Source organism: Streptomyces sp. PA03-3a (assembly GCF_033792735.1).
Taxonomy (GTDB): Bacteria; Actinomycetota; Actinomycetes; order Streptomycetales; family Streptomycetaceae; genus Actinacidiphila.
The window spans coordinates 143,390-164,676 of sequence record NZ_JARAVM010000014.1 but is presented as its reverse complement, the minus strand read 5'-3'; the positions used below and the strand labels follow the sequence as shown (position 1 = coordinate 164,676).

The 21,287-nt window shown below is 74.9% G+C and carries 20 protein-coding genes; 11 read left to right on the top strand and 9 right to left on the bottom strand.

Annotated features, from left to right (window positions below):
- Nucleotides 1-48 precede the first annotated feature (48 nt).
- A complete protein-coding gene (locus PV342_RS19100) occupies nt 49-1,014 on the bottom strand; it encodes a hypothetical protein (protein ID WP_400797846.1) in 966 nt (321 codons plus the stop codon).
- A gap of 272 nt (nt 1,015-1,286) precedes the next feature.
- Between PV342_RS19100 and PV342_RS19095 the strand changes: the two genes are divergently transcribed.
- From PV342_RS19095 to PV342_RS19085, 3 genes are all read left to right on the top strand, one after another.
- Complete coding sequence (locus PV342_RS19095) at nt 1,287-2,621, top strand: NsdA family TPR-like regulatory protein (RefSeq protein WP_400797843.1); 1,335 nt, start codon at nt 1,287-1,289, stop codon at nt 2,619-2,621.
- Between the two features lie 250 nt (nt 2,622-2,871).
- Entirely contained in the window at nt 2,872-3,972 is a 1,101-nt protein-coding gene (locus PV342_RS19090) for a WD40/YVTN/BNR-like repeat-containing protein (protein WP_472974997.1), read from the top strand.
- Between the two features lie 10 nt (nt 3,973-3,982).
- Nucleotides 3,983-4,417: an ankyrin repeat domain-containing protein gene (locus tag PV342_RS19085; RefSeq protein WP_400797837.1), complete on the top strand. Its 435-nt coding sequence runs from the start codon at nt 3,983-3,985 to the stop codon at nt 4,415-4,417.
- Between the two features lie 62 nt (nt 4,418-4,479).
- On the opposite strand, the gene PV342_RS19080 is transcribed toward PV342_RS19085, so the two are convergent.
- Both PV342_RS19080 and PV342_RS19075 read right to left on the bottom strand, forming a co-directional pair.
- Nucleotides 4,480-5,376, bottom strand: a complete 897-nt coding sequence (locus PV342_RS19080) for a hypothetical protein (protein ID WP_500318019.1) — start codon at nt 5,374-5,376, stop codon at nt 4,480-4,482.
- Nucleotides 5,376-6,656 (bottom strand): VWA domain-containing protein, encoded by a 1,281-nt coding sequence (locus PV342_RS19075; protein ID WP_500318017.1) that lies wholly within the window; start codon nt 6,654-6,656, stop codon nt 5,376-5,378. The genes PV342_RS19080 and PV342_RS19075 overlap by 1 nt, the downstream gene beginning before the upstream one ends.
- Nucleotides 6,657-7,060: 404 nt before the next feature.
- Between PV342_RS19075 and PV342_RS19070 the strand changes: the two genes are divergently transcribed.
- Both PV342_RS19070 and PV342_RS19065 read left to right on the top strand, forming a co-directional pair.
- Nucleotides 7,061-8,581, top strand: a complete 1,521-nt coding sequence (locus PV342_RS19070) for an ADP-ribosylglycohydrolase family protein (RefSeq protein ID WP_500318016.1) — start codon at nt 7,061-7,063, stop codon at nt 8,579-8,581.
- A 413-nt stretch (nt 8,582-8,994) separates the two neighbouring features.
- On the top strand, nt 8,995-9,861 hold the full coding sequence (locus tag PV342_RS19065) for a Sco1979 family transcriptional regulator (protein ID WP_500318014.1): 867 nt from the start codon (nt 8,995-8,997) through the stop codon (nt 9,859-9,861).
- A gap of 58 nt (nt 9,862-9,919) precedes the next feature.
- Here the strand turns inward: PV342_RS19065 and PV342_RS19060 are convergent, their stop codons facing one another.
- Together PV342_RS19060 and PV342_RS19055 are read right to left on the bottom strand one after the other, a co-directional pair.
- Nucleotides 9,920-10,792, bottom strand: coding sequence for an SRPBCC family protein (locus tag PV342_RS19060; RefSeq protein ID WP_400797827.1), 873 nt, complete (start codon nt 10,790-10,792; stop codon nt 9,920-9,922).
- The gene (locus tag PV342_RS19055; RefSeq protein WP_018560330.1) at nt 10,789-11,112 is read right to left on the bottom strand and encodes an ArsR/SmtB family transcription factor; all 324 of its coding nucleotides are present in this window, start codon (nt 11,110-11,112) and stop codon (nt 10,789-10,791) included. Before PV342_RS19055 ends, PV342_RS19060 begins: the two co-directional genes overlap by 4 nt.
- Nucleotides 11,113-11,243: 131 nt before the next feature.
- On the opposite strand from PV342_RS19055, the gene PV342_RS19050 reads away from it, so the two are divergent.
- A complete protein-coding gene (locus tag PV342_RS19050; RefSeq protein WP_026251240.1) occupies nt 11,244-11,657 on the top strand; it encodes a PaaI family thioesterase in 414 nt (137 codons plus the stop codon).
- 191 nt (nt 11,658-11,848) lie between these two features.
- The gene (locus PV342_RS19045) at nt 11,849-13,087 is read left to right on the top strand and encodes a phosphodiester glycosidase family protein (protein WP_400797820.1); all 1,239 of its coding nucleotides are present in this window, start codon (nt 11,849-11,851) and stop codon (nt 13,085-13,087) included.
- 43 nt (nt 13,088-13,130) lie between these two features.
- Here PV342_RS19045 and pspAB read toward each other — a convergent pair whose 3' ends face one another.
- The 3 genes from pspAB to PV342_RS19030 form a co-directional block, all read right to left on the bottom strand.
- Nucleotides 13,131-13,715 (bottom strand): PspA-associated protein PspAB, encoded by a 585-nt coding sequence (pspAB, locus tag PV342_RS19040; RefSeq protein ID WP_386997458.1) that lies wholly within the window; start codon nt 13,713-13,715, stop codon nt 13,131-13,133.
- Nucleotides 13,715-14,617 (bottom strand): zinc metalloprotease HtpX, encoded by a 903-nt coding sequence (gene htpX / locus PV342_RS19035; protein WP_361008541.1) that lies wholly within the window; start codon nt 14,615-14,617, stop codon nt 13,715-13,717. Before htpX ends, pspAB begins: the two co-directional genes overlap by 1 nt.
- 108 nt (nt 14,618-14,725) lie before the next feature.
- Nucleotides 14,726-15,679, bottom strand: coding sequence for a quinone oxidoreductase family protein (locus PV342_RS19030; RefSeq protein ID WP_392605262.1), 954 nt, complete (start codon nt 15,677-15,679; stop codon nt 14,726-14,728).
- A 397-nt stretch (nt 15,680-16,076) separates the two neighbouring features.
- Here PV342_RS19030 and PV342_RS19025 point away from each other — a divergent pair, with 397 nt between their 5' ends.
- Genes PV342_RS19025 through PV342_RS19015 form a run of 3 tightly spaced genes read left to right on the top strand, consistent with a single transcriptional unit; the run spans nt 16,077 to nt 18,621 of the window.
- Nucleotides 16,077-16,976: a lysylphosphatidylglycerol synthase transmembrane domain-containing protein gene (locus PV342_RS19025; RefSeq protein ID WP_400797815.1), complete on the top strand. Its 900-nt coding sequence runs from the start codon at nt 16,077-16,079 to the stop codon at nt 16,974-16,976.
- 22 nt (nt 16,977-16,998) lie between these two features.
- The gene (locus PV342_RS19020) at nt 16,999-18,090 is read left to right on the top strand and encodes a hypothetical protein (protein WP_500318012.1); all 1,092 of its coding nucleotides are present in this window, start codon (nt 16,999-17,001) and stop codon (nt 18,088-18,090) included.
- 48 nt (nt 18,091-18,138) lie between these two features.
- Nucleotides 18,139-18,621 carry a GNAT family N-acetyltransferase gene (locus PV342_RS19015; protein WP_500318010.1) on the top strand — a complete coding sequence of 161 codons (483 nt, stop codon included), beginning with the start codon at nt 18,139-18,141 and terminating at the stop codon, nt 18,619-18,621.
- Nucleotides 18,622-18,640: 19 nt separating this feature from the next.
- Here PV342_RS19015 and PV342_RS19010 read toward each other — a convergent pair whose 3' ends face one another.
- A complete protein-coding gene (locus PV342_RS19010) occupies nt 18,641-19,846 on the bottom strand; it encodes a citrate synthase (RefSeq protein ID WP_500318040.1) in 1,206 nt (401 codons plus the stop codon).
- A 55-nt stretch (nt 19,847-19,901) separates the two neighbouring features.
- On the opposite strand from PV342_RS19010, the gene PV342_RS19005 reads away from it, so the two are divergent.
- A complete protein-coding gene (locus PV342_RS19005; RefSeq protein ID WP_500318008.1) occupies nt 19,902-21,146 on the top strand; it encodes a citrate/2-methylcitrate synthase in 1,245 nt (414 codons plus the stop codon).
- Nucleotides 21,147-21,287 lie beyond the last annotated feature (141 nt).

The window sequence follows — 21,287 nt, the reverse complement described above, 5'->3', positions numbered from 1 at the left end:
CCTTCCTTGGAGGGGTGATGGTGTGCTGGTGCGTCATGTGAGCGGGCCCTACGGGGAGCCGGGGCCGAGGACGGCCTCGCGCGCGGCGCGGAAGGCCTTCTTGGGGTCGCGGTCCGGATAGGCCCACGGGATGCGGGTGGCGTGTACGCCGATCCGGTTGAACAGGGCCGCGGCCTCGGCGGTGCGGCCCTGCAGGTACTGCGCGTGGACGAGGAAGTTGAGGTCGAGGTGGAGGCGCGGGTGGTCGTGCCCGTCGCCGTCGAACTCCAGCCACCAGTCGAAGCCCCGCTTGAGCGCCTGCCGGGCCCGCCATCCGTCCCAGTGCCCGGAGGCCGCGGGGTCGGCGGGCAGGGTGCCGGCGGTGGCCTGGACGCGATACAGCTCCGCGTGCGCGACGACCGGGAGGACGGCCAGCGGTGAGCCGGCGGGCGCCTCGCCGACGGCCCAGTCCACGAACTCGTACACCTCGTGGAAGGCGCCGCCGTCCGCGGCCGCCTGGGGGCGCTCGGCGAGGCAGGCCGTCATCAGGTGGTGCCCGTGGTGGTGGCTGCGGTGGCGGCCGCGGACCTGGTCGAAGGCGCGTATCTGCTCGTCGTCACTGCCGGTGTGGCGGGCCAGGATCAGCAGGCAGAGCCACGGGGTGGGGTCGGCCGGCGTGAGCGCGGCGGCGGCGAGGCAGGCCTCGCGGGCCTGTTCGGGCTTCTCCTTGCCGGCGACGGCACGGAACACCGTCGCGGAGGCCAGCAGCGCGGCCGCGTCGGAGCTGCCGGGTTCGGCGAGTTGCCACTCGCGGGCCCAGGTGGCGCTGGCGCCGCCCTCGCCGAGGACGACCAGGCGGTGCCCGCGGCGGTCCCAGTCGTCGCCGGTCTCGGCGAGCAGGCTGCGGGCGGCCGTCCAGCGTCCCTGGGCGAGCGCGGCGCGGGCGTCGGCCAGTGGCTCGTCGTCCAGGGCAGGATCGAACCGCAGGTCGTCCCGGGAGCGGGAGAAACCGAACGGGGGTGGAGGAGGAGTCATCCTCGGGGTGCCTCCACGGCGCGCACGTGAGGTCCGGCCCGGGGCGGGGCTTCCCGTTCGGCGTCCGGTGATCGCTTGATCACACAAAGCCAACCGGTATGAGCAGGTCCACTTCAAGTCTGGTTCTGTTGTCTCGATGTAGTCCCGCACGTGTGTCCGAGCACGGGCGGGCGCCGCGGGACACGGAACGGGACGGATCGCGGCGATCGCCTGCGCGGCACACGCCGCGCCTGATATTCGAACGTACGAATATGAGACGAAGGAGCATCGCCGTGGCGGACGACACCGCGCCGGCACCGCCTCATCCCCTGGCGTCCGTACGGCGCAGCCACGGCTGGAGCTATCAGGACCTCGCTCGGGTCGTCGCCGACAACGCCCGTGCCCTGGGCGTGCCCATGGCGGCCCGGCGGGAGAAGGTGTGGCGCTGGGAACACTGGGGCGTGGTGCCGGAGAGGGACAGCCAGCGCGCCCTCGCCCGGGCGCTGGGCGTACCGCCACGGGAGGTCGACGCCCGCCCGTGGCCCGGCTGGTTACCGACGTTCGACGGCATCCCCGACGGGCTGCCGTGGACCCGGGCGGGCGGTCTCGACGCGCTGGACGCCCTGCTGGACGGCGGGGGACGCGATCCGCGGAGCCACCCCGTGCTGGAGGGACGGCGGTTCCGCGACGCCGTCACCGACTGGAGCGCCGCGACGGACGGCGCGCGGGGCAGCGGGCCGTCGCCGGGCGGCGCGGGAGCGGTCGCCGACCGGGAGGGGCCGGCGGCCGACGAGGAGACCGTGGCCTGGCTGGAGCGCGGTGTGCTCGGCCTGCGCCGGCTGGACGACCGGTTCGGCGGCGCGGCCGTGCGGCACCGGGTGGAGGCCGATCTGCGGATCGCCCTGGACCTGCTGCGCCGGGGGCCGTGCCGGGACGGACTCGACGCACGCCTGCTGCGCGCCGCCGCAGGGCTGGCCCAGCTGGGCGGCTGGTCCGCCACGGACTGCGGACGGCACGGGGCCGCCCAGCGGCACTACCTCACCGGACTGCGCCTCGCGCACGGCGCGGAGGACCGCCCGCAGGCCGCCAACCTGTGGGCGGGAATGAGCCTCCAGGCCGTGTTCGCGGGCCGCCACGACGACGCCCTCGCCGCGGCCCGGGCCGCGGAGTCCGCGGCGGCGGGGGCGACCTCGCGCACCCGCGCGATGCTCGCCACCCGCCGGGCCCGGGCCCACGCGGGACTCGGCGAGGACTCGGCGTGCCGCAGGTCGTTGGAGGAGGCGGGGCGGCTGCTGGACACCGCGCCGGGCGACGACGACCCCTCGTGGATCTACTGGTTCGACGAGGCGGAACTGTGCGCGCAGAGCGGGATCGCGCTGCTGGACCTCGGCCGTGCGGAGGAGGCCGCCCCGTTGCTGGAGAAGGCGCTGGCGATCCAGGATCCCCTCTACCGGCGCGACCGCACGCTCTACACCGCGCGTGCCGCGCTCGCCCGCGCCCTGACCGGCGACCTCGGCACCGCCCGCGCCCTGACCGGGGACGCCGTGGAACTCGCCCGGGACTGCGGGTCCCCCCGGGTGGCCATCGCCGTCGAGCAGGCCAGGACGGCGCTGTCGGCGGCCCGTTAACGATCCGTCCCTGCCGGACCGACCGGTGCCGCCGTCGCGGCGCGGGTCACCCGGGCCCGCCGCCGGCAGCGGGCCCGGGTGACGTACTCGGGGGCCGCGCTCACCGCGATCCGGCCGTGCTCCACGAGGCCGTCCGGCGCCCCGCGTGCGAACCCCGGGCCAGATGACCGCAGTCGGCGTGGTGGCCGCGGGCGCGGTGCGCCGGAGGCGGTCTGGTGCGGTGCCGCGCGGTGGGCTAGGTTGCCGCGCCATGACGCCGATGGGGACGATGAGACGGGTGTGGACGGCCGTGCTGTGCGGGGCGGCGCTCGCCGCGCTGACGGCGGTCCCGGCCCGCGCGACGGGTGAACGGCCCGGTCCGCGCTGGGAACTGAAGGAGACCGGCAGCACGGCGCGCTTCCGCGGGCTGGCGGCGGTCGGCAGGGACACCGCCTGGGTGGCCGGTTCCGAGGGCACGGTGCTGCGCACGGTGGACGGCGGACGCCACTGGGCGGACGTGTCGCCGCCCGGTGCCGCCGAGCTGCAGTTCCGTGACATCGAGGCGTTCGACGCGCGGCGCGCGGTGGTGCTGGCGATCGGCGAGGGCGAGGCGTCCCGCGTGCTGCGCACCCAGGACGGCGGCGTGACCTGGACGGAGACCTTCCGCAACACCGACCCCCGGGCCTTCTACGACTGCGTCACCTTCTTCGACGACCGGCACGGCCTCGCCGTCAGCGACCCGGTCGACGGCAGGTACCGGATGCTGTCCACCGCTGACGGGGGCCGCAGTTGGCGGGTGCTGCCCTCCGCCGGCATGCCGCCCGCGCTCGCCGGCGAGGCCTCCTTCGCGGCGAGCGGTCAGTGCCTGGTGAGCCGTGGCCCGCGCGACGTGTGGCTGGCGACCGGCGGGGCGTCGCAGGCCCGTGTCCTGCACTCCCGCGACCGGGGGCTGACCTGGACCGTGGCGGCGTCCACGCTGCCCGCCGGCGACCCGGCCAAGGGCGTGTTCGCACTGGCCTTCCGCGACGCGCGGCACGGGATCGCCGTGGGCGGGGACTACCGCCCCGACCAGGCCTCCCCCGAGGCCGCCGCGGTGTCCCGCGACGGCGGCGCGACCTGGTCCGGTTCCGGACGTCCCCCCGCCGCCTACCGTTCGGGCGTGACCTGGCTGCCGCACTCCTCGCGCGCGGCGATCGCGGTGGGCCCGTCCGGCAGCGACCTGAGCCTGGACGGCGGCCGGACCTGGCGGACGTTCGACACCGGGTCCTACGACACCGTCGACTGCGCCCCGGACCTGGGCTGCTGGGCCGCCGGCGAGCAGGGCCGCGTCGCGCGCCTCGGGATCGGCCGCGGCGGGGCGGCCACCGCGTGACCCGCTCCCGGTGAACCGCAGACGCCGCAAGAAGCTCAGCCGGGCCCTGGTGACCGCGGCGGGGAGCGGCGCCCTCCGTACCGCCCGGGAGCTGCTGCGCCGGGGGGCGTCCCCCGAACACGCCGACCCGGACGGCACGACCCCGCTCTACGCGGCCTCGGTGAGCGGCGCGGCAGCAGTGGCCGCGCTGCTCCTGGCGGCGGGAGCGCGGCCGGACACCGAGAGCGGCCACGGCGACGAGGGCACACCGCTGTGCGCCGCCGCCTGCTGGGGCCACGAGGAGACGGTGTGTCAGCTGCTGGCCCACGGCGCGGACCCCGGGCTGCGCGAGGACCACGGCACGGGGCTCACCCCGCTGGAATGGGCGGAACGCGGCCCGCACCCGGGGACGGCGGAGCTGCTGCGCGCGGCGGCGGCGCGGAGGGCGCCCGCCGGGCAGGGGTGAACGCGCACGCGCCGGTACGGAGCCTCCGGGGCTCCGTACCGGCGCGTGACCGGTCCCGCGGGTCAGGCGACCGGGCGGACGCGCCCCCGACCACGGGTGAGGCTGTAGCCGGCGACGCCCGCGAGCGCGGCGAGCACGCCTCCGGCCGCGGTCCAGATCCAGCGGTCGGACCACCAGCCGCCGCCCCAGCCGTCCTCGGGCTGGGCCAGACCCGCCGGCACCGGGGAGGCGCTGGGGTCGGCCTCGTCGTCCGCCGCCTCGTCGGACTCCTCCGTGGCGGAGGCGGAGGGCACGGCATTGGGGTCGAGGGTGGCCCCGGCCTTGGCGACGGGGGTGAGCGGGGCGGCGAGTTCACCGTCGACGGCCTTGGAGCCGCCCGCGTCCGTCGAGGTGGTGCCGATCTGCGCCTGGACGGGCAGACCGAGGTCCTGGTCCGGGAGCCGCAGCACGGTCAGCCGGATGTAGTAGGCGCCCGGCAGGGGGTCGTCGGCCCAGGCCTCGGACCACGCGCGGACGGTGCGCAGCCGGCAGCTCAGCTCCAGCTGGGTGTCCTGCGCGGACGCCGTCCTGGTCGGCTTGCCCGAGGCGCACGCCTGACGGCGGCGCAGGCCGTCGTAGACGTCGAGCTGCCAGGTCTGGTTGCCGTGCCGGGTCGCGGCCTCCGGCAGTGTGACGGTCGCGGAGACCGTGGGCACCTCGCCCGCGGCGGCGGGGAACACCCAGTACAGGTAGTCACCGGTGGAGGCACTGGCCGGGGTGGTCCGCACCCCCGGCCGGAGGTTGCCCGCGGTGCGGAACCCGGTGCCGGGCTGGACGGTCTCCTCGGTGGCGCCGGTGCCGCTCGCGCCCGGGCTGGGCGTGGCGTCGTCGGCCGCGGCGGTGCCCGCTCCGGCGGCGAACAGGGCCGCAACGGCGAGCAGTACGGCGGCCGCCCGGCGCGCCGTTCGGATGGTACGCATCAGTTGGTCCTCCAGACGGCGACGCGCCAGCGCGAGATCCAGCCCCACAGCACACCGGCGACCAGACCGGTCACGACCATCAGCGCCAGCAGCCACCAGCCGCGGCCCAGGCCGAAGGAGGCGACGTCGGAGGGCTCGTCGGGCGAGGAGACCAGGTCGACGCTGAGTTCGAGCGGCAGGCCCGGGGTGCGCTTGACGGCGTCGGGGGCGGAGAAGGAGTTGCTGACCTCGATGCACACGGTGCGGGCGGTCACGGCGTCGGAGTCGTCGCGTTCGGGCCAGGCGTAGCGCAGGCCGGACGAGATGACGTCGGTGCGTCCGCTGCTCGCCTCGGAACCCCGTACGAGTTCCCGGCCACCGCTGGTGACGGCCCGTACGAGGACGCCGTAGTCGCGGTTGACGGCGCGGTCGGCGCCGACGCTGACGGAGGCGCGCAGTTCCTGGCCGTCGGTGACGCTCACCCGGTACCAGCGGTGCTCGGTGAACGCCTCGCGGTCGCTGTAGACGCCGGCCCCGAGCAGCGGGGCGTCCCCGCAGCGGTCGGCGCCCTGGGTGACGGTGGGGGTGACGACCACGTTGTCGGCCGAGCGGTCGACGAGTTGCTTGATGCGGTCGGAGAGCTGGTCGGCGTGGTCGACGGCGGTGTAGGTGCCGCCGGTGGCCTCGGCGATGCAGCTGAGCTGCTCGCGGATCTTGGTGTTGGGCACCAGGCCGAGGGTGTCGACGACCAGGTGGGTTCCCTCGGCGGCGAGTTCGCGTGCGACCTCGCAGGGGTCGAGCGGCTGGCAGGTGTCCTCGCCGTCGGTGATGAGCACGATGCGGCGGGTGCCGTCGCCGCCGGCGAGGTCCTTGCCCGCGGCCTGCAAAGCGGGGCCGATCGGCGTCCATCCGGTGGGGGCGAGGGTGGCGACCGCCGTCTTGGCCTCGGTGCGGTCGACGGTGCCGACCGGGTAGAGAGCCTCGGTGTCCCTGCAGCCGACCTTCTTGTCCTTGCCGGGGTAGTTGGCGCCGAGGGTGCGTATGCCGAGCCGTACCTCGTCCGGTACGGCGTCGATGACCTCGTTGAACGCCTGCTTGGCCGCCGACATGCGGGACCTGCCGTCGATGTCGTTGGCGCGCATCGAACCGCTGACGTCGAGCACCAACTCGACCTTGGGGGGCTCGGGAGCGGTCTCCGGCCCGTCGTCCGCGGCGGCCGGCGCCGCGGCCGGGAAGAGCGCGGTGGCGAGGGTGGCCGCGAGGCCGCAGAGCCCCGCCGCCAGCCGTTTGCTTATGATCATTGGCGGATCCTATGGAAGATCCGCCGCCGCCCCCAACTCGGCCCGGCCCGCTCCTCCCTGGCCCTCCCCGAAGCGGCCCGGGACACGGCGCGGAGCAGCGGGCGTCCGCCGTCACCTCTCTCGTCCGGCTCGGCCGACCGGCCTGACGGCCCGTCACATCGGGCGCCCACCCCGCTGCCGCCACCTGCGGGACCGCGCCCGATCCGCCTCCCGAACCCATAGTGTCCTATTGACGATAAGGGGGGTCCCGTGGAAGGCTGACGTGGCATCACACCGGAGATCCCTTCTGAACCGGCAGCCCCGGAATGCCCCGGAGCCGCCGCGTTCGGCCAGGACCGCGCTCGCCCCGGCACCCGCCGTTCGCCCCGTCCCGCATGTGCCGCCGGATCATTTGGAGGACGCCCGTGGCCCACGCCCCCGTACCCCATCCCCACCTGGACGCACGGGCCGCCGACCGGGCCGCCGGGGTGCTGCTCGGCGCGGCCGTGGGCGACGCGCTGGGTGTGCCGTACGAGTTCAAGGCGACGCTGCGTGAGGACCAGCGGCCGCGGATGATCGGCGGCGGCCTGGGTCCGTACGAGCCGGGCGAGTACTCCGACGACACCCAGATGCAGGTCTGCGTCGCCCAGGTGGCGGCGACCGGGGCGGACCTGCGCGGCCCCGAGGCCCTGGACGCGATCGCCGCCGGCTTCCAGCGCTGGCTGAGCGAAGGCGCCAGCGACGTCGGCAACCAGACCCGAACGGTTCTGGGCGCCGCCGGACGGCTGCCCGGAAGCCCCGCGGAAGCACTGCGGGAGGCCGCGCGCCGGTACGCCGCGGGGCACCGGCTCACCGCGGGGAACGGCTCGTTGATGCGGACCGGGATCGTGGCCCTCGCGCACCTCGGCGACCCCGCCGCGATGGCCGAGGCCGCCACCGCCGTCAGCGCGCTCACCCACCCCGACCCCGACTGCGCCGACGCCTGCGTCCTGTGGTGCTCCGGCATCCGCACCGCCGTACTGCACGGCACCTTCGACGGCGTCCGCGACGGCCTGACCCTGCTCCCGCCCGAACGCCGCCAGACATGGGCCGACCGGCTGGACGAGGCACAAACCCACCCCCCGCACCACTTCGCCAACAACGGCTGGGTCGTCCACGCGCTCCAGGCCGCCTGGTCGGCCATCACCCACACCACCGTCCCCGAACTGAACCCCGCCCAAGGCCACTTCCCCGCCCAGCACCTGCGCCACGCCCTGGAAGCGGCCGTGCGGGCCGGCACGGACACCGACACCGTCGCGGCGATCACCGGCGCCCTGCTCGGCGCACGCTGGGGCTGCTCCGCCATCCCCCTGGACTGGCAGCAGACCGTCCACGGCTGGCCGGCCCTGACCGCTCCGGACCTCGTCCGGCTGGCAGTGCTCACCGCCCGGAGCGGGAACGACGACAACACCGGCTGGCCCTCGGCACCCCGCCTGCCGGCCGCCGGCCACGCCGGCTTCGCCGTTCCCCACCCGCACGACAACGGGGTGATCCTCGGCAACCTGGCCCTGGCGCAGGGCGCCGAGCCGGTCGACGTCGACGCCGTGGTCTCGCTCTGCCGTGTCGGTTCGGACCCGCTCCTGCCCGGCGCCGACGTCGAGCAGGTCCGGGTCTGGCTGGTGGACAGCGAGGGAGCGAACGCCAACCTCCACCACGTCGTGGACCAGGCCGCCCGCCAGGTACTGCGGCTACGGCGGGAGGGCAAGCGGGTCCTGCTCCACTGCCATGCCGGGCAGAGCCGCACCCCGGCCGTCGCCGCCGTCTACAGCCACCTGGCCAAGGGCACCGACGCCGAGAGCGCGCTGCGGGATCTGCGCCGCGCGCTGACCGGTGGCTGGCACCTCGACGCGCACCCCGAACTCCGGTCCGCCGTCCACGATCTGACCACCCCCACGGTGCCCGCCTGAGCCCGGCTCGACCAGGGCGGCCGGGAGGCACCCGGTCCGGAACCCGCCGGGCGTCCGTCCTGAGACTTCCCCGGGGAGCGAGTACGCCTCGGGCCGGGAGGAGCACGGCCGGGGTCGCCGCCCCGGTGGGTGAGCCGCGCCCGTCCGTAACCCCAGGCCCGGATCCCGCGTGACACCGGGGCCGGGGCCGGGGCGGCGACCGTCCGGACGGTCCTGGCCGAGGGCCGCGCTCGGCGCCGACCCGCCACGGAGGAGCCGCCATCACGTCAGATGAGCCCGACGGCACGTCAACTGTGTCGGCGAACCGCGGCATGGCGCGTTCTGCACTTTGCAAAGCGTCGCCAACATGCTGTGCCGCGCCCTGACGTCATGACAAACTACGCGGGGATCAGCGGTGTTGGAGGAGATTGACCGTGACTGAAGCGCGGGCGGCAAGCGCTCCCACCGTACTGCGGGTGGTACTCGGCAGACGCTTGCAGGACCTCAGGGAGAGGGCCGGGCTCTCCTACGAGCAGGCGGCCCGCGCCCTGGACGTCACTCATGCCACGGTGCGCCGCATCGAGAAGGCCGAGGTGGGCCTGCGGATCCCGTACGTGGAGAAGCTACTCCTCACCTACGGCGTCACCGCGCCCGCCGAGATCGCCAACTTCCTGGAGCTGGCCCGCGAGGCCAACCGCCCGGGCTGGTGGCACCGCTTCCGCGACGTGCTCCCGGAATGGTTCAGCGCCTTCGTCAGCCTGGAGGGCTCCGCCGAGCTGATCCGCGCCTACGAGCCGCACTACGTCCCCGGGCTGCTGCAGACCCCGCAGTACGCGCAGGCCGTACTGCGCGCGGGCCGGCCGCACGCCCCGCAGGAGGAGATCGAGCGCGGCGTCGCGCTGCGGATGCAGCGGCAGGCGCTGCTCACCCGCGACGACCCGCCGCTGCTGTGGGTCGTGCTGGACGAGACGGTGCTGCGACGTCCCATCGGCGGGCCCGAGGTGATGCGCCGGCAGATCGACCGCTTGATCGAGGCGTGCGGGATGCCCCAGGTGCGGCTGCAGGTGCTGCCCTTCGCCTCGGGGCCGCACCCGGCGATGTACGGGCCGTTCCACATCTTCCGCTTCCCGCTGCCGGAGCTGCCGGACATCGCGTACGCGGAGAGCCTGATCGGCGCCGTCTACCTCGACGAACGCGAGGACGTCTCGCGGTTCCGCGAGGCCCTGGACCGGATGAGCGCCCAGGCGCTGCCCGCGGGCCCCACCCGTGAGTTCCTGGAGGAGGCACGGGACCGCCTGTGAGGGCGGGCGCCGTGCCGTCCACGGGTCAGCGGGTCAGCGGGTCAGCGAGGTCCACGGGTCAGCGCGGCATCGCGGCCAGCTTCGCCGCGAGGCTCTCCACGCGGTCACGCCAGACGTCCAGCGCGTGGGCGGCGGGCACCTCGGGCACACCGGTCTGGGTGAGGACGAGCCGCGCGCCGTGCCCGGTGCCCCGGGTCAGCTCCCAGCGTACGGTGCCCTCGTGGCGGCCGTGAAGGTCCCAGGGGTAGGCGAGCACCTGCTGCGGGCGCAGTTCGCTCACCGGCCCGGCGGCGAAGTCGCCCACGACGAAGCCGCGCGGCACGGGTCCGCCGACCTCGGGCGCGGCCACCCCGCCGAGCAGGGTCTTCCACACCGTCGCCACGGGCTGGGTCAGCTGCCGCTCGAAGCGGATCCGCCAGCCGACGGGCAGTTCCTCGGCGGCACCGCGGTCGAGGCCGAACTCCTTGACGTAGCGCTCGTGGGCCGCCTTCATGTCCCCCGGGCCGGGCACGGGCTCGCCGGCCAGTTCGGGGTCGATGCCGGCGATGCAGGCGTCCCAGCCGGCCGCGAAGCTGGCGGCGCCCGGGCGGTCGGCGAAGGTGTGGGTCAGGATCAGGACGGAGCCGAGGGACTCCGGGATCAGCTCCCAGCGCAGCACGTCCTCGTCCCAGGTGTAGGCGACGACGTGCGGCGGGTCCCACTCGACGACCTCGCCCTCCATGGTCTCGCCCTCGCCGTGCCGGAACGGGAAGCGGACCTTGCCGCCCAGCCGCGGCTCCATCTCCACGTCGGAGGGGAACCACTTCGACAGGTGCCCGGGCTCGGTCAGGGCCCGCCACACCTTCTCCGGCGGGTGGGCGAGCCGCCGCTCCATCCGCAGCGCGGTCCGGCCGTCCGCGGTGGTCAGCGTCTCGCCGGTGTCCGTGGTCATGGCTCCTCCATCTCGTCAGGCATGGCGTCCAAATGCCGCTCCAGCGCGTCCAGGCCGGTGCCCCACAGGCCGCGGTAGGGCGCGAGCCAGGCGTCCACCTCCCGCAGGGGCTCGGGGCGCAGCTCGTACCAGCGGCGCTGCGCCTCGGCGCGCACGCGGACCAGGCCCGCCTCGCGGAGCACGCGCAGGTGCTTGGACGTACCGGGCTGGCTGAGGCCGAGGTGCTCGGTGAGTTCGCCGACGAGACGGGGGCGCTCCAGGAGCAGATCGAGGATCCGCCGCCGCGTCGGCTCGGCCAGCACGTCGAAGGGTATGGACACGCTCCCCAATATACTCCTGAGGATATATACCCGCAACGGAATGCAAGCGTCGCGCGCGAGGAGCGGCCGGACGCGCCCGAGGCTCTCCGCGCCCTGGTGCGCGCCCCCGACGGTGGGTCAGAATGTCCGCCGTGACGATCACCACCGCCGAGGCGGACAAGGTCCTGGCCGACAACTTCGCGCCCTGGGTGCAGGACCTGGGGCTCACCGTCGAGGAGACCGGGGAGCGGCACGCCGTGCTGCGGCTGCCCTGGTCGGACCGGCTGGCCCGGGAGGGCGGCGCGCTGTCGGGCCAGGCGCTGATGGCCGCCGCCGACACGGCGACCGTGATCGCGGTGTCGGCTGCGCGCGGCGGCTACGGGCCCATGACGACCGTCCAGCAGTCGACGACCTTCCAGCGGGCCGTCATGGGCACCGACGTCCTGGTCACCGCGCGGGTCACCAAGCTCGGGCGGCGGCTGGCGTTCATCGACATCGAGCTCACCCCGGAAGGCGCCGGCGAGCCCGCGGCGCACGCGACCACGGTCTACGCCTTCCCTGGCTGACGCGACCGGGGCGGCCAAGGGGCGGCCCTGGCGGCAGGGCCGCCGCACCCCGCCCGGCCGATCCCCTTCCCTCCGGCTTTTCACCGTATCGAGTCGGATCCCCTCGTACGCGGCGTGGTGGTGCGACAACCCCGCCGGTCCGGGCAACCATTGACCTCTCGTCAGGTAATCGGTTTTCGGGCTGGAGCGACGTGACTCGACGACCCCGCCGGGTGCGCCTGGCGATCTCGGCGGCGCTGGCGTGGAGCGCGCTGCTCGGCGGCACGAGCGGCGCCGTCGCGGCGGTCGCCGGTGACGGACTGCGCTACGGCGCGACCACCGTGCTCGTCCCGGGCGTGGACTACCGGACGTTCACCTACCGGGGAGCCCACGGCACGGCCCGCGGGCACCTGCTGACGGTGGACCTGCGCAGCCCCGGCGTCGCGGTGGACCTGCTGCACCCCGGCGTCGTCGCCGGCCGCGGCAAGGTCTCTGGGCTCGCGAACGCCGCCGGAGCCGTGGGCGGCATCAACGCCGACTTCTTCAACATGAGCGAGAGCCAGCACCCCGGGGTGCCCGCGACCGGTGCCCCGGTCGGGCCGGCGATCGCCGCCGGACGGACCCTGAAGTCGGCTGTGCCCCTGGGCCAGCGCTTCGGGCCCAGGCTCCCGCCCGGCACGTCGACCGAGGACGTCCTCGGGGTCGGGACCGACGGGGTCGCCCGGCTCGACCGGCTCCGGCTGGCGGGCTCGGTCGGCTTCGAGGAGGGCACGGTGGCCCTGGACGGACTGAACCAGTACGCGCTCCCGGTCGGCGGCGTGGGGGCGTACACCTCGGACTGGGGCAGCGCCTCCCGGCTCCGGGCCGCCTGCGGCGACGACATCAGGCGCGGGGCCCCGTGCAGCGACGACACCTACGAGGTCACGGTCAGCCAGGGCGAGGTCGTGGACGTCGCCGATCGTCCGGGAGAGGGCGAGATCCCGCCGGACGCGGTGGTCCTCGTCGGCCGGGAGGCGGGCGCGGAGGCGCTGCGCACGCTGGAACCCGGTGACACGGTGGACGTGCGGCAGCGGCTGGTGGCCTCCGCGTACGGCGGCGGCTACCGCTTCGCCGTCGGGGGCTGTCCGATCCTGCGCGACGGATTTCCGCTGGTCGGGCTGGAGAACGGCGTCGCGGCGACCCGCACGGCGGCGGGCTACGGCGCGGGCGGGCGGGTGATGTACCTGCTGGCCCTGGACGGCAGGGCCGAGTCCCGCGCCGGACTCACGGTCCTCGAACTCGCCTCCCTGATGTCCGGCATCGGCGCCCAGGCGGCCGTCAACCTCGACGGCGGCGGCTCCTCCACCCTCGTCACCCGATCCCCCGGCTCGCCTGCCGTCAAGGTCCGCAACCACCCGGCGGGCGGCACGGAACGCCTCGTCGCCAACGGCATCGGCGTCTTCGCCGGCTGAGGCCGCATGCCCCGGGGCGGTGCCGGCGCGCCCGTCCGGGGCCTCAGCCGCCCAGGCCCGGCGCGCCCCAGAGCGGGAACCAGCGGCCGAGGTCCTCCTCGAGGCGCAGGTCGTTCCCGAGCAGCGCCTTGACCTGGAGCTCCAGGGGGTTGTCGCGCTTCTCCCCCGCCAGCGGGGCGAACGGGTAGAACGACCCGCGTTTGTAGAGGTAGACCAGCGCCAGGGAGCGCCCCTCCTCGTCGCGGAAGGCGGCCAGCGAGCAGAGCAGCTGGGGGCCGAAGCCGTGCCCCTCCAGCGCCGAGTTGACCGCGTGGAGGTCGCCGACCAGGACCGGCAGGTCCTGTGCCGGGCGCCGGACGACCAGCCAGCTGTACCCGTACGCGTCACGAACCGACTCCACCGGGACGGCGCCCTGGCCGGTGTCCATGTCGAGGAGCGCCCGCACGTCCTGCTGGACCTCGGCGAACGCGCCCCCCTCCACGGCGGCGAAGCACACGGAGCCCACACCGGTGGGCCGGAATCCGGCCGCGGCCTCCAGGGTCACGGCCGCCGAGGGGAGCCCGAACAGCTGGTCCAGGTCGGGCCTGACGGGCTTGCTGCGGCCGAGCAGCGTGTCCAGGAACCCCATCAGCGCCGCCCCAGCTCGACGGAGATCCGGCCGAGCTGCTGCAGCCGCTGCTCCAGGGTGGGGTGCGTGGAGAGCAGCTGGGCCAGGCTCTGGCCGCCCGTGAGGGCGGGGACGAAGTAGAAGGCGTTGAACGGCTCGGCCTTGCGCAGGTCCTCGGTGGGGATGCGGGCCATCTGGCCGGAGACCTTGGTCAGTGCGGACGCCAGGACGGAGGGCCGCCCGGTGAGCAGTGCGGCGGACCGGTCGGCGGACAGCTCGCGGTAGCGGGAGAGCATCCGGGTCAGCAGGAAGCTGACGCAGTAGACGAGTGCGCTGACCAGCGGGATGAGGATGACCACGATCGCGGTGCCGGGGTCCCGGCTGTTGCGCCCGAGGCCGCCCCACAGGCCGATGCGGGTGACCACCCCGGCGAGGACGCCCAGGAAGGAGGCGATCGTCATGACCGCCACGTCCCGGTGGGCGACGTGGGACAGTTCGTGGGCGATCACGCCTTCCAGCTCCTCGGGCTCCAGCCGGCGCAGCAGTCCGGTGGTGGCGCACACCAGGGCCGCCTTCTCGTTGCGGCCGGTCGCGAAGGCGTTCGGGACGTCGCTGTCGGCGATGGCGACGCGGGGTTTGGGCATGTCGGCCAGGGCGCAGATCCGGTCGACGACGCCGTGCAGTTCGGGGGCCTGCTCGGGCGTGACCTCGCGGGCGCCCATGCTGAAGGCGGCGATCCGGTCGCTGAACCAGAACTGGGCGACGAAAAGCCCGCCCGCGACGATCAAAATCAGCGGCCAGGCACCGCGCAGCAGTGCCAGCAGGACGCCCACGAACACGACGTAGAGCAGCCCGATCATGAACATGGTGACCACCATGCGGGTGGTCAGCCCCCGGTCGGGGGCGAAGCGGGTCCTGTCCATGGCCCCTCCCGTTCCTCGGGCCGCCGGCCGCGGCTTCGTGCTCCGCTGTCGATTGTGCCTCCGCGCGGAGGCGAACGGCGGGGCGCGGGCGCGGCCGGCGCGCGGCGGTCAGCCCGCCGGGTCGAGCGTCAGTTTTCCGTAAGTACGGCGGGCCCGCAGGTCCTCGTGGGCGCGGGCGACATCCGACAGCGGGTAGCTCCCGCCCTCCTGGGGCTTCAGCCGTCCCTCGGCGGTCATGGCCAGCAGCTCGGCCATCGGCTCGCGGTACATGCCGGGGCGCCCCAGGCAGTGCATCAGCCAGAAGCCGACGACGGCCCGGGAGCGGCCCATGAGCTGCGCGGCCTGGACCGGGGCCGGGGGGACCCGGGAGGCGAGTCCGTAGGTCACCAGGCGGCCGAAGGGGGCGAGCGCGGCCAGCGAGGCGTCGAAGACCGGGCCGCCGGTCATCTCCAGCACGATGTCGACCTTCTTGCCGCCGTTGGCCTCGACGAGCCGCTCCTTCAGCCCCGCGGCGTCCGCCTCGATCGCGACGTCGGCGCCGAGCTCCAGCGCCAGGTCGCGCTTCTCCTTGGAGGAGGCGGTGGCGATGACCCGTCCCGCGCCGAACTCCTTGGCGAGCTGTACGGCGAGCGAGCCGGTGCCGCCCGCGGCGGCGTGGACGACCACGGACTCGCCCTCGGCCATGCGGGCGGAGGTGCGCAGCAGGTGCCAGGCCGTGAGGCCCTGCACGACCAGCGCGAGGGCCTGGCCGTCGGTGACGCCCTCGGGCACGTCGTGGGCGAGGTACTCCTCGACGACGGCCTTCTCGGCGTAGCCGCCGTTGTCGGTGAGGGCGACGACGCGGCGGCCCCCGGCGGTACGGCCGACCACCTCGGCTCCGGGCACGAGGGGCAGGGTGGCCTTGGAGAGGTAGGAGTTCTCCACCATGTGCGTGTCCGCGTAGTTGACGCCCGCCGAGGAGACCTCGACCAGCAGTTGCCCCGGCCCCGGCACGGGTTCGGGCAGGTCGACCTGCCGCAGCACCTCGGGCCCGCCGAACTCGGTGATCTGGATCGCGCGCACCGCGACTCCCTCCGCGTACGTCCTACGTCGTCCGGGCCACGATATCCCGTAACACCGACCAGTCGGTATGTGACGTTCACCGTACTCCGGAAGAAGAAGGACGGGCGCACCGAGCACCGTGCACCGCACGCCGTCCGCCCCTCCCCCGTCCGGCACCTCGCCCCGCCCCGACGCCACCGGCACGGGGTGCTCCGGGGGCGCGTCCGGCCCCGTCCCGTACCACGGGAGGGCCGGACGCGCCGCCGGATGAGCGGTACGGGTCGCCGCACCGTATGGTCGTGCGTAGGTACGGCAGGGGCTGCGCCGGGGAGCGCCTCACGGCAGCGGGGGCGACCGCGGCGACCGGAAGGGCAAGAACGGCATGTGGCGGCGCCTCCCAGTGCGTCAGATCGTCGGTGTGGCACCGCTGTTGGTGGTGGCCCTGATCGTCCTGCGGCAGTGGCCCATGGTCGACGCCGGTACCGACCGGCTGGGTTCCGCCGACGCCGAGTGGCTGCTGGCGGCCGGGGCCGCGACGCTGCTCGCCTGGGTGTGCTCGGCGGCCGCCCAGCAAGGTGCCGTGCTGGAACAACTGCCCCCGGGACGCCTGCTGGCCACGCAGTTCGCGGCCTCGGCGGCCAACCACATCCTCCCGGCGGGCGTCGGCGGAAACGCCGTCAACCTGCGCTTCCTGCTGCGCTGCGGCCTGTCGCCCAGCCGTTCCGCGGCCGCGCTGACCGTGCGGGCGCTGGCGGCCTGCGTGGTGCGGATCGGGCTGCTGGTCGTCCTGCTGGCGGCCTTCCCTCACGCCCTGGACATGCGCAAGGTCGTGCCCGGTCGGCCCGGCCTCGACCTCGCGCTGATGGCCGGGGCGGCGCTCTGCCTGGTCCTGGTCGTCCTGCTGTCGGTGCGCCACATCCGCCGCACGGTGGGCTCGTTCCTCGGCACGGTCGCCACCGACGTCCGGGCCGTGCACGGCCGTTCCGCGCGGGTGGCGGCCCTGTGGGCGGGCTCCCTGGCGTTCCCGGTGATGCACGCCGCGGTGCTGGTCGCGGTCGTACGGTCGCTGCACGCGCCGGTCCCGGCCGCGCACGTGGCCGTGGCGTACCTGGCGGGGAGCGCTGCGGCGGCCCTGCTGCCGACGCCGGGCGGACTCGGCTCGCTGGACGTCGCCCTGGCCCTGGCGCTGGTCACCGCCGGGGCGACCGGGGTGGCCGCGACCTCCGCGGTGCTGGCGTACCGCATCGTCACCGTATGGCTGCCCCTGCTCCCCGGTGTGCTGGTGCTGGCGGCACTGGTCCGCCGGAGGGTGCTGTGAACCGGCCGGGGAGGGAACTCCCGTGCGCGTCCTGACCGGTCTCGTGGGCGCGCTGGTCGTGGCCGGCACCTTCTCGTCGGTGCTGCGCACGCTGGTGATCCCGCGGCCCACTCGGTCCAGCTTCACGCGCCTGGTGCACATGGCGGTCCACCTGCCCTTCCAGTTCGTCGCGGACCGCTGCCGCACGCCCGAGGCCAAGGACCGCGTCCTCGTACCGGTGGCCGCGGTGTCCATCCTCGCCAACCTCGTCGGCTGGCTGGTCGCGTTCTGGGCGGGCTACGCCATGCTGCAGGCCGCCGTCAGCGACCTCGATCCGGTCGACGCGCTGCGGGAGGCGGGTTCGTCGCTGTTCACGCTGGGCTTCGCCAGCAGCCACCACGTCGACCTCACCGTCATCGACTTCATCGCCGCGGCGACCGGCCCGATCACCATCGGCCTCCAGATCGGCTACCTGCCGACCCTGTACGCCGCGTACTCCCGCCGCGAGGCGGAGGTGACCCTGCTGCAGGCCCGGGCCGGCAACCCGCCCTGGGGGCCGGAGATCCTCGCCCGCTACGCCCAGATCGGGCTCACCGACAGCCTCACCGAACTGTTCCGCAACTGGGAGCGGTGGGCGGCCGAGGTGAGCGAGAGCCACACCAGCTACACGGTGCTCAGCCGGTTCCGCTCCCCGCAGCCCGACCGCAGCTGGCTGATCGCCCTGCTGGCCGTCATGGACGCCGCCGCCATGCAGCTCGCCCTCAACCCCGGGCGCCCGCAGGCCGAGGCCCGGCTCGCCCTGCGGGCGGGCTTCGTCTGCCTGCGGGACATCGCCGGGATCTGGCGGATCCCGTACAACGCCGATCCCTCGCCCGACGCCGCGATCCGGCTGCCGTACGAGGAGTTCGCCGCGGCCGTCGCCCACGCGGCGGCCAACGGCTACCCGCTGGAGCGGACCGCCGAGGAGGCGTGGCCGCACTTCCGCGGCTGGCGGGTCAACTACGAGGACTTGGCCTACCGTTTCGCCTACCTCTTCGACGCGGTCCCCGCGCCCTGGTCCGGCCCCCGCCGCACCCAGGAGGAGACCCTCACCCCGGTCACCCCCGTCGACCGCAAGCCCGCCGGCCCGAAGTAGCGTCGGCCCGGTCGCCGGCCGGCGCGGCGGGCGCCGTACCGTGACACCATGCCCAGCACCCCCGGACCGACGGCCGTCACCCGCCCCGCGCGGCCCGCCGACCTGCCGCATCTGCTGCGGTGGGAGCGCGACTACATCCGTACCGTCGAACCGGCCGCCGAGGCGGCCTGGACCGGGGCGATCGACCGCAACCTGGCCCTGTGGGTGCAGTGCCTGGACCGCACCCTGATCCTGGAGGCCGACGGGGAACCGGGCGGCTCGATGATGTGGATGCCCACGGACGGCACGGACAGCACGGACGGCACGGCGACGCTGATCGGCATCCATGTCGTGCCCGCCCTGCGGCGCCACGGCTTCGGCCACCTCCTCCTCGACGCGTTCGCCGCGCAGGCCCGCGCGGCCGGCCGCACGACGCTCGCGCTCGGCGTCCACCGCGCCAATCCGGCCCGCCGCCTGTACGAGGACGCCGGCTACCGGCACACCGGCGAGGACGGCGACTACCTCCTGATGGAACGCCCCGCCACGCCCTGACCGGTGCCCCGCGGGGCGGTCACGCCGCCGGCACCGGCTGGGGCGGCACCGGGCCGACGTAACGGGCGGCCGGACGGATGATCTTGCTGTCCTCGGCCTGCTCCAGGACGTTGGCGCACCAGCCCACGACACGGGCGCAGGCGAAGGTCGGGGTGAACATCTCGCGCGGCAGGCCGCACAGCTCCATGACCACGCCCGCGTAGAACTCGACATTGGTGTGGAGTTCGCGGCCGGGCTTCAGCTCGGCGAGTATCTCCTCGACCCGCGCCTCGACCCGGACGGCGAGGTCGACGAGCGGGCCACCGAAGGAGAGGGCGATCCCCTTGAGCATCCGGGACCTGGGGTCCTCGGTGCGGTAGACGGGGTGGCCGAACCCCATGATGCGCTCCCCCGCCAGGACACGTTCGCGGATCCACGGGTCGATGCGGTCCGGGGAGCCGATGGCGTCGAGGGTGTCCAGGGCGCGGCTCGGCGCGCCGCCGTGGAGCGGGCCGGACAGCGCACCGACGGCGCCGGTGAGACACGCCGCGAGGTCGGCGCCGGTCGAGGCGATGACGCGGGCGGTGAAGGTGGACGCGTTGAAGCCGTGGTCGACGGTGGAGATCAGATAGCGCTCGACGGCCCGCGCACGGGCCGGGTCGGGCTCCTCGCCGGTGAGCATGTACAGGTAGTTGGCCGCGAACGGCAGGTCGTCGCGCGGTTCGACGGGCTCCTGGCCCTGTCCGAGCCGGTACAGGGCGGTCAGCAGCGTCGGCACGGCGGCGCTCGCGGCGAGGGCGTCGGACAGCCGTCGCTCCGGCTCGACGTCGTACAGCGGGCGGAAGCCCTCGGCCGCCCCCAGCAGGGACAGCGCGGAACGCAGCCCGGCGAGGGGACCGCTGAGGGCGCCGGCGCGGGCGACGGCGGGCAGCGCGTCGTGGACGGCCCCGGGCAGCCGGCGCAGCGGGGCGACGCGCCGGGCGAAGGCGGCGCGCCCGGCGGCGTCGGGCAGTGTGCCGAGCAGCATCAGGTGCCAGACGTCCTCGAAGGTGCGGCTCTGCGCCAGGTCCACGGCCGAGTACTGGCGGTAGTGGTAGAAGCCCTCGGTGCCGCGGACGTCGCCGAGCGCGGTCTCGGTGACGACGACTCCCTTCAGGCCGCGGGGTACGTCGGGGGTGACGGGCGTGACGGTCACGGTGGTCCTCCGGTCATGCTGCGACGACTCGACATTGATCAGACCATCCATCATTGATTCAATCCCCGTCAATATTGATTCAGTCAATATGTGATGGGATGGAGTCATGACGACGGAGGAACGGGCGACGGAGGAGCGGCTGAGCACCCGCGAGGCGGCCGAGCGGCTCGGGGTGAAACCGGAGACGGTGTACGCCTACGTCAGCCGCGGCCTGCTGAGCAGCCGGCGCGCCCCCGGCGGGCGGGGCAGCACCTTCGACCCCGACGAGGTCGACGCCCTCGCGCGCCGCAACCGCCGTGCCGCGCAGCAGGCCCCCGAGGAGGGCGCCACGGGCGCCGTACGCACCGCCATCACCCTCATCGACGGGGACCGCCACTACTTCCGCGGGGTCGACGCCACGGCCCTGGCCGAACGGTACGGCTACGAGGAGGTGGCGGAGTGGCTGTGGACGGGCGTCCTGAGCCGCGGCGTGCGCTTCACCGCGCCGCCGCAGGCACTGGCGGCCGCCCGGCGGGCGGTCGCGGCGCTGCCCGGGCACAGCGGCCCGATGGACCGGCTGCGGGCGATCGCCGTCGCGGCGGCCGTGGAGGACCCGCTCCGCTTCGACCTCTCCCCCGGGGCCGTGCTCGACGCCGCCCGCGGCCTGATCCCCACGCTCGTGCGCGCCCTTCCCGCGGCCGGGACCGCGCACCAGGGCGAGGGCCGGCTGGCCCGGCGGCTGTGGTCCCGGCTGACCGGCAGGCCGGCCGACGAGACGTCACTGCGGGTGCTGGACGCGGCCCTCGTCCTGCTCGTCGACCACGACCTGGCCGCCTCGACGCTCGCCGTGCGCATCGCGGCGTCCGCCCGTGCCCACCCGTACGCCGTGGTGTCGGCCGGACTCGGCGCCCTCGACGGCCCCCTGCACGGCGCCGCCAGCGGCCTCGCCCACCGCATGCTCTCCGAGGTCCTCGACCGCGGCAGCGCCGCGGCCGTCGTCGCCGACCACCTGCGCGCGGGCGGCCCCGTCCCGGGGCTGGGCCACCGCCTCTACCGGGCCGAGGACCCGCGCGCGGTCATGCTCCTCCGGCTGCTCGAGGACGTCCCGTACGCGGCCGGGGCCCTCGCCGCCGCCGGCGAGGTGGCCGCCACGACGGCCCGTCACACCCCCGTCCACCCCAACGTCGACCTGGCCCTCGCGGTGCTCTCCGTCTCCGCGGGCATGGCCCCGGAGGCCGGCGAGACGGTCTTCGCCGTCGCCCGGACGGCGGGCTGGATCGCCCACGCCTTGGAGGAGTACGAGGAGCCCCCGCTGCGTATGCGCCCGAGCGGCCACTATGTCGGGCCGCGCCCGCCGCAGCCGGTGCCGTAGCCGTTCTTGTCGGGGAGGGATCGGGGCGGCGCTCTGCCGGTGTTCGGCTGTCCCGTCGTCTCGCGCCCGAAGGACGCGAAGCGGCGGGCTGCGGAAGACGCGGCGCTCGCGGTGACAACGGCGGCGGAGTAGCACGGGGTG

What these genes read in the sequence shown, in the direction of transcription:
- PV342_RS19100 (WP_400797846.1), bottom strand. Translation starts at nt 1,014, where the DNA reads ATGACTCCTCCTCCACCCCCGTTCGGTTTCTCCCGCTCCCGGGACGAC.
- PV342_RS19090 (WP_472974997.1), top strand. Translation starts at nt 2,872, where the DNA reads ATGACGCCGATGGGGACGATGAGACGGGTGTGGACGGCCGTGCTGTGC.
- PV342_RS19080 (WP_500318019.1), bottom strand. Translation starts at nt 5,376, where the DNA reads ATGCGTACCATCCGAACGGCGCGCCGGGCGGCCGCCGTACTGCTCGCC.
- PV342_RS19075 (WP_500318017.1), bottom strand. Translation starts at nt 6,656, where the DNA reads ATGATCATAAGCAAACGGCTGGCGGCGGGGCTCTGCGGCCTCGCGGCC.
- PV342_RS19060 (WP_400797827.1), bottom strand. Translation starts at nt 10,792, where the DNA reads ATGACCACGGACACCGGCGAGACGCTGACCACCGCGGACGGCCGGACC.
- pspAB (WP_386997458.1), bottom strand. Translation starts at nt 13,715, where the DNA reads ATGGGGTTCCTGGACACGCTGCTCGGCCGCAGCAAGCCCGTCAGGCCC.
- htpX (WP_361008541.1), bottom strand. Translation starts at nt 14,617, where the DNA reads ATGGACAGGACCCGCTTCGCCCCCGACCGGGGGCTGACCACCCGCATG.
- PV342_RS19015 (WP_500318010.1), top strand. Translation starts at nt 18,139, where the DNA reads ATGCCCAGCACCCCCGGACCGACGGCCGTCACCCGCCCCGCGCGGCCC.
- PV342_RS19010 (WP_500318040.1), bottom strand. Translation starts at nt 19,846, where the DNA reads ATGGATGGTCTGATCAATGTCGAGTCGTCGCAGCATGACCGGAGGACC.
- PV342_RS19005 (WP_500318008.1), top strand. Translation starts at nt 19,902, where the DNA reads ATGACGACGGAGGAACGGGCGACGGAGGAGCGGCTGAGCACCCGCGAG.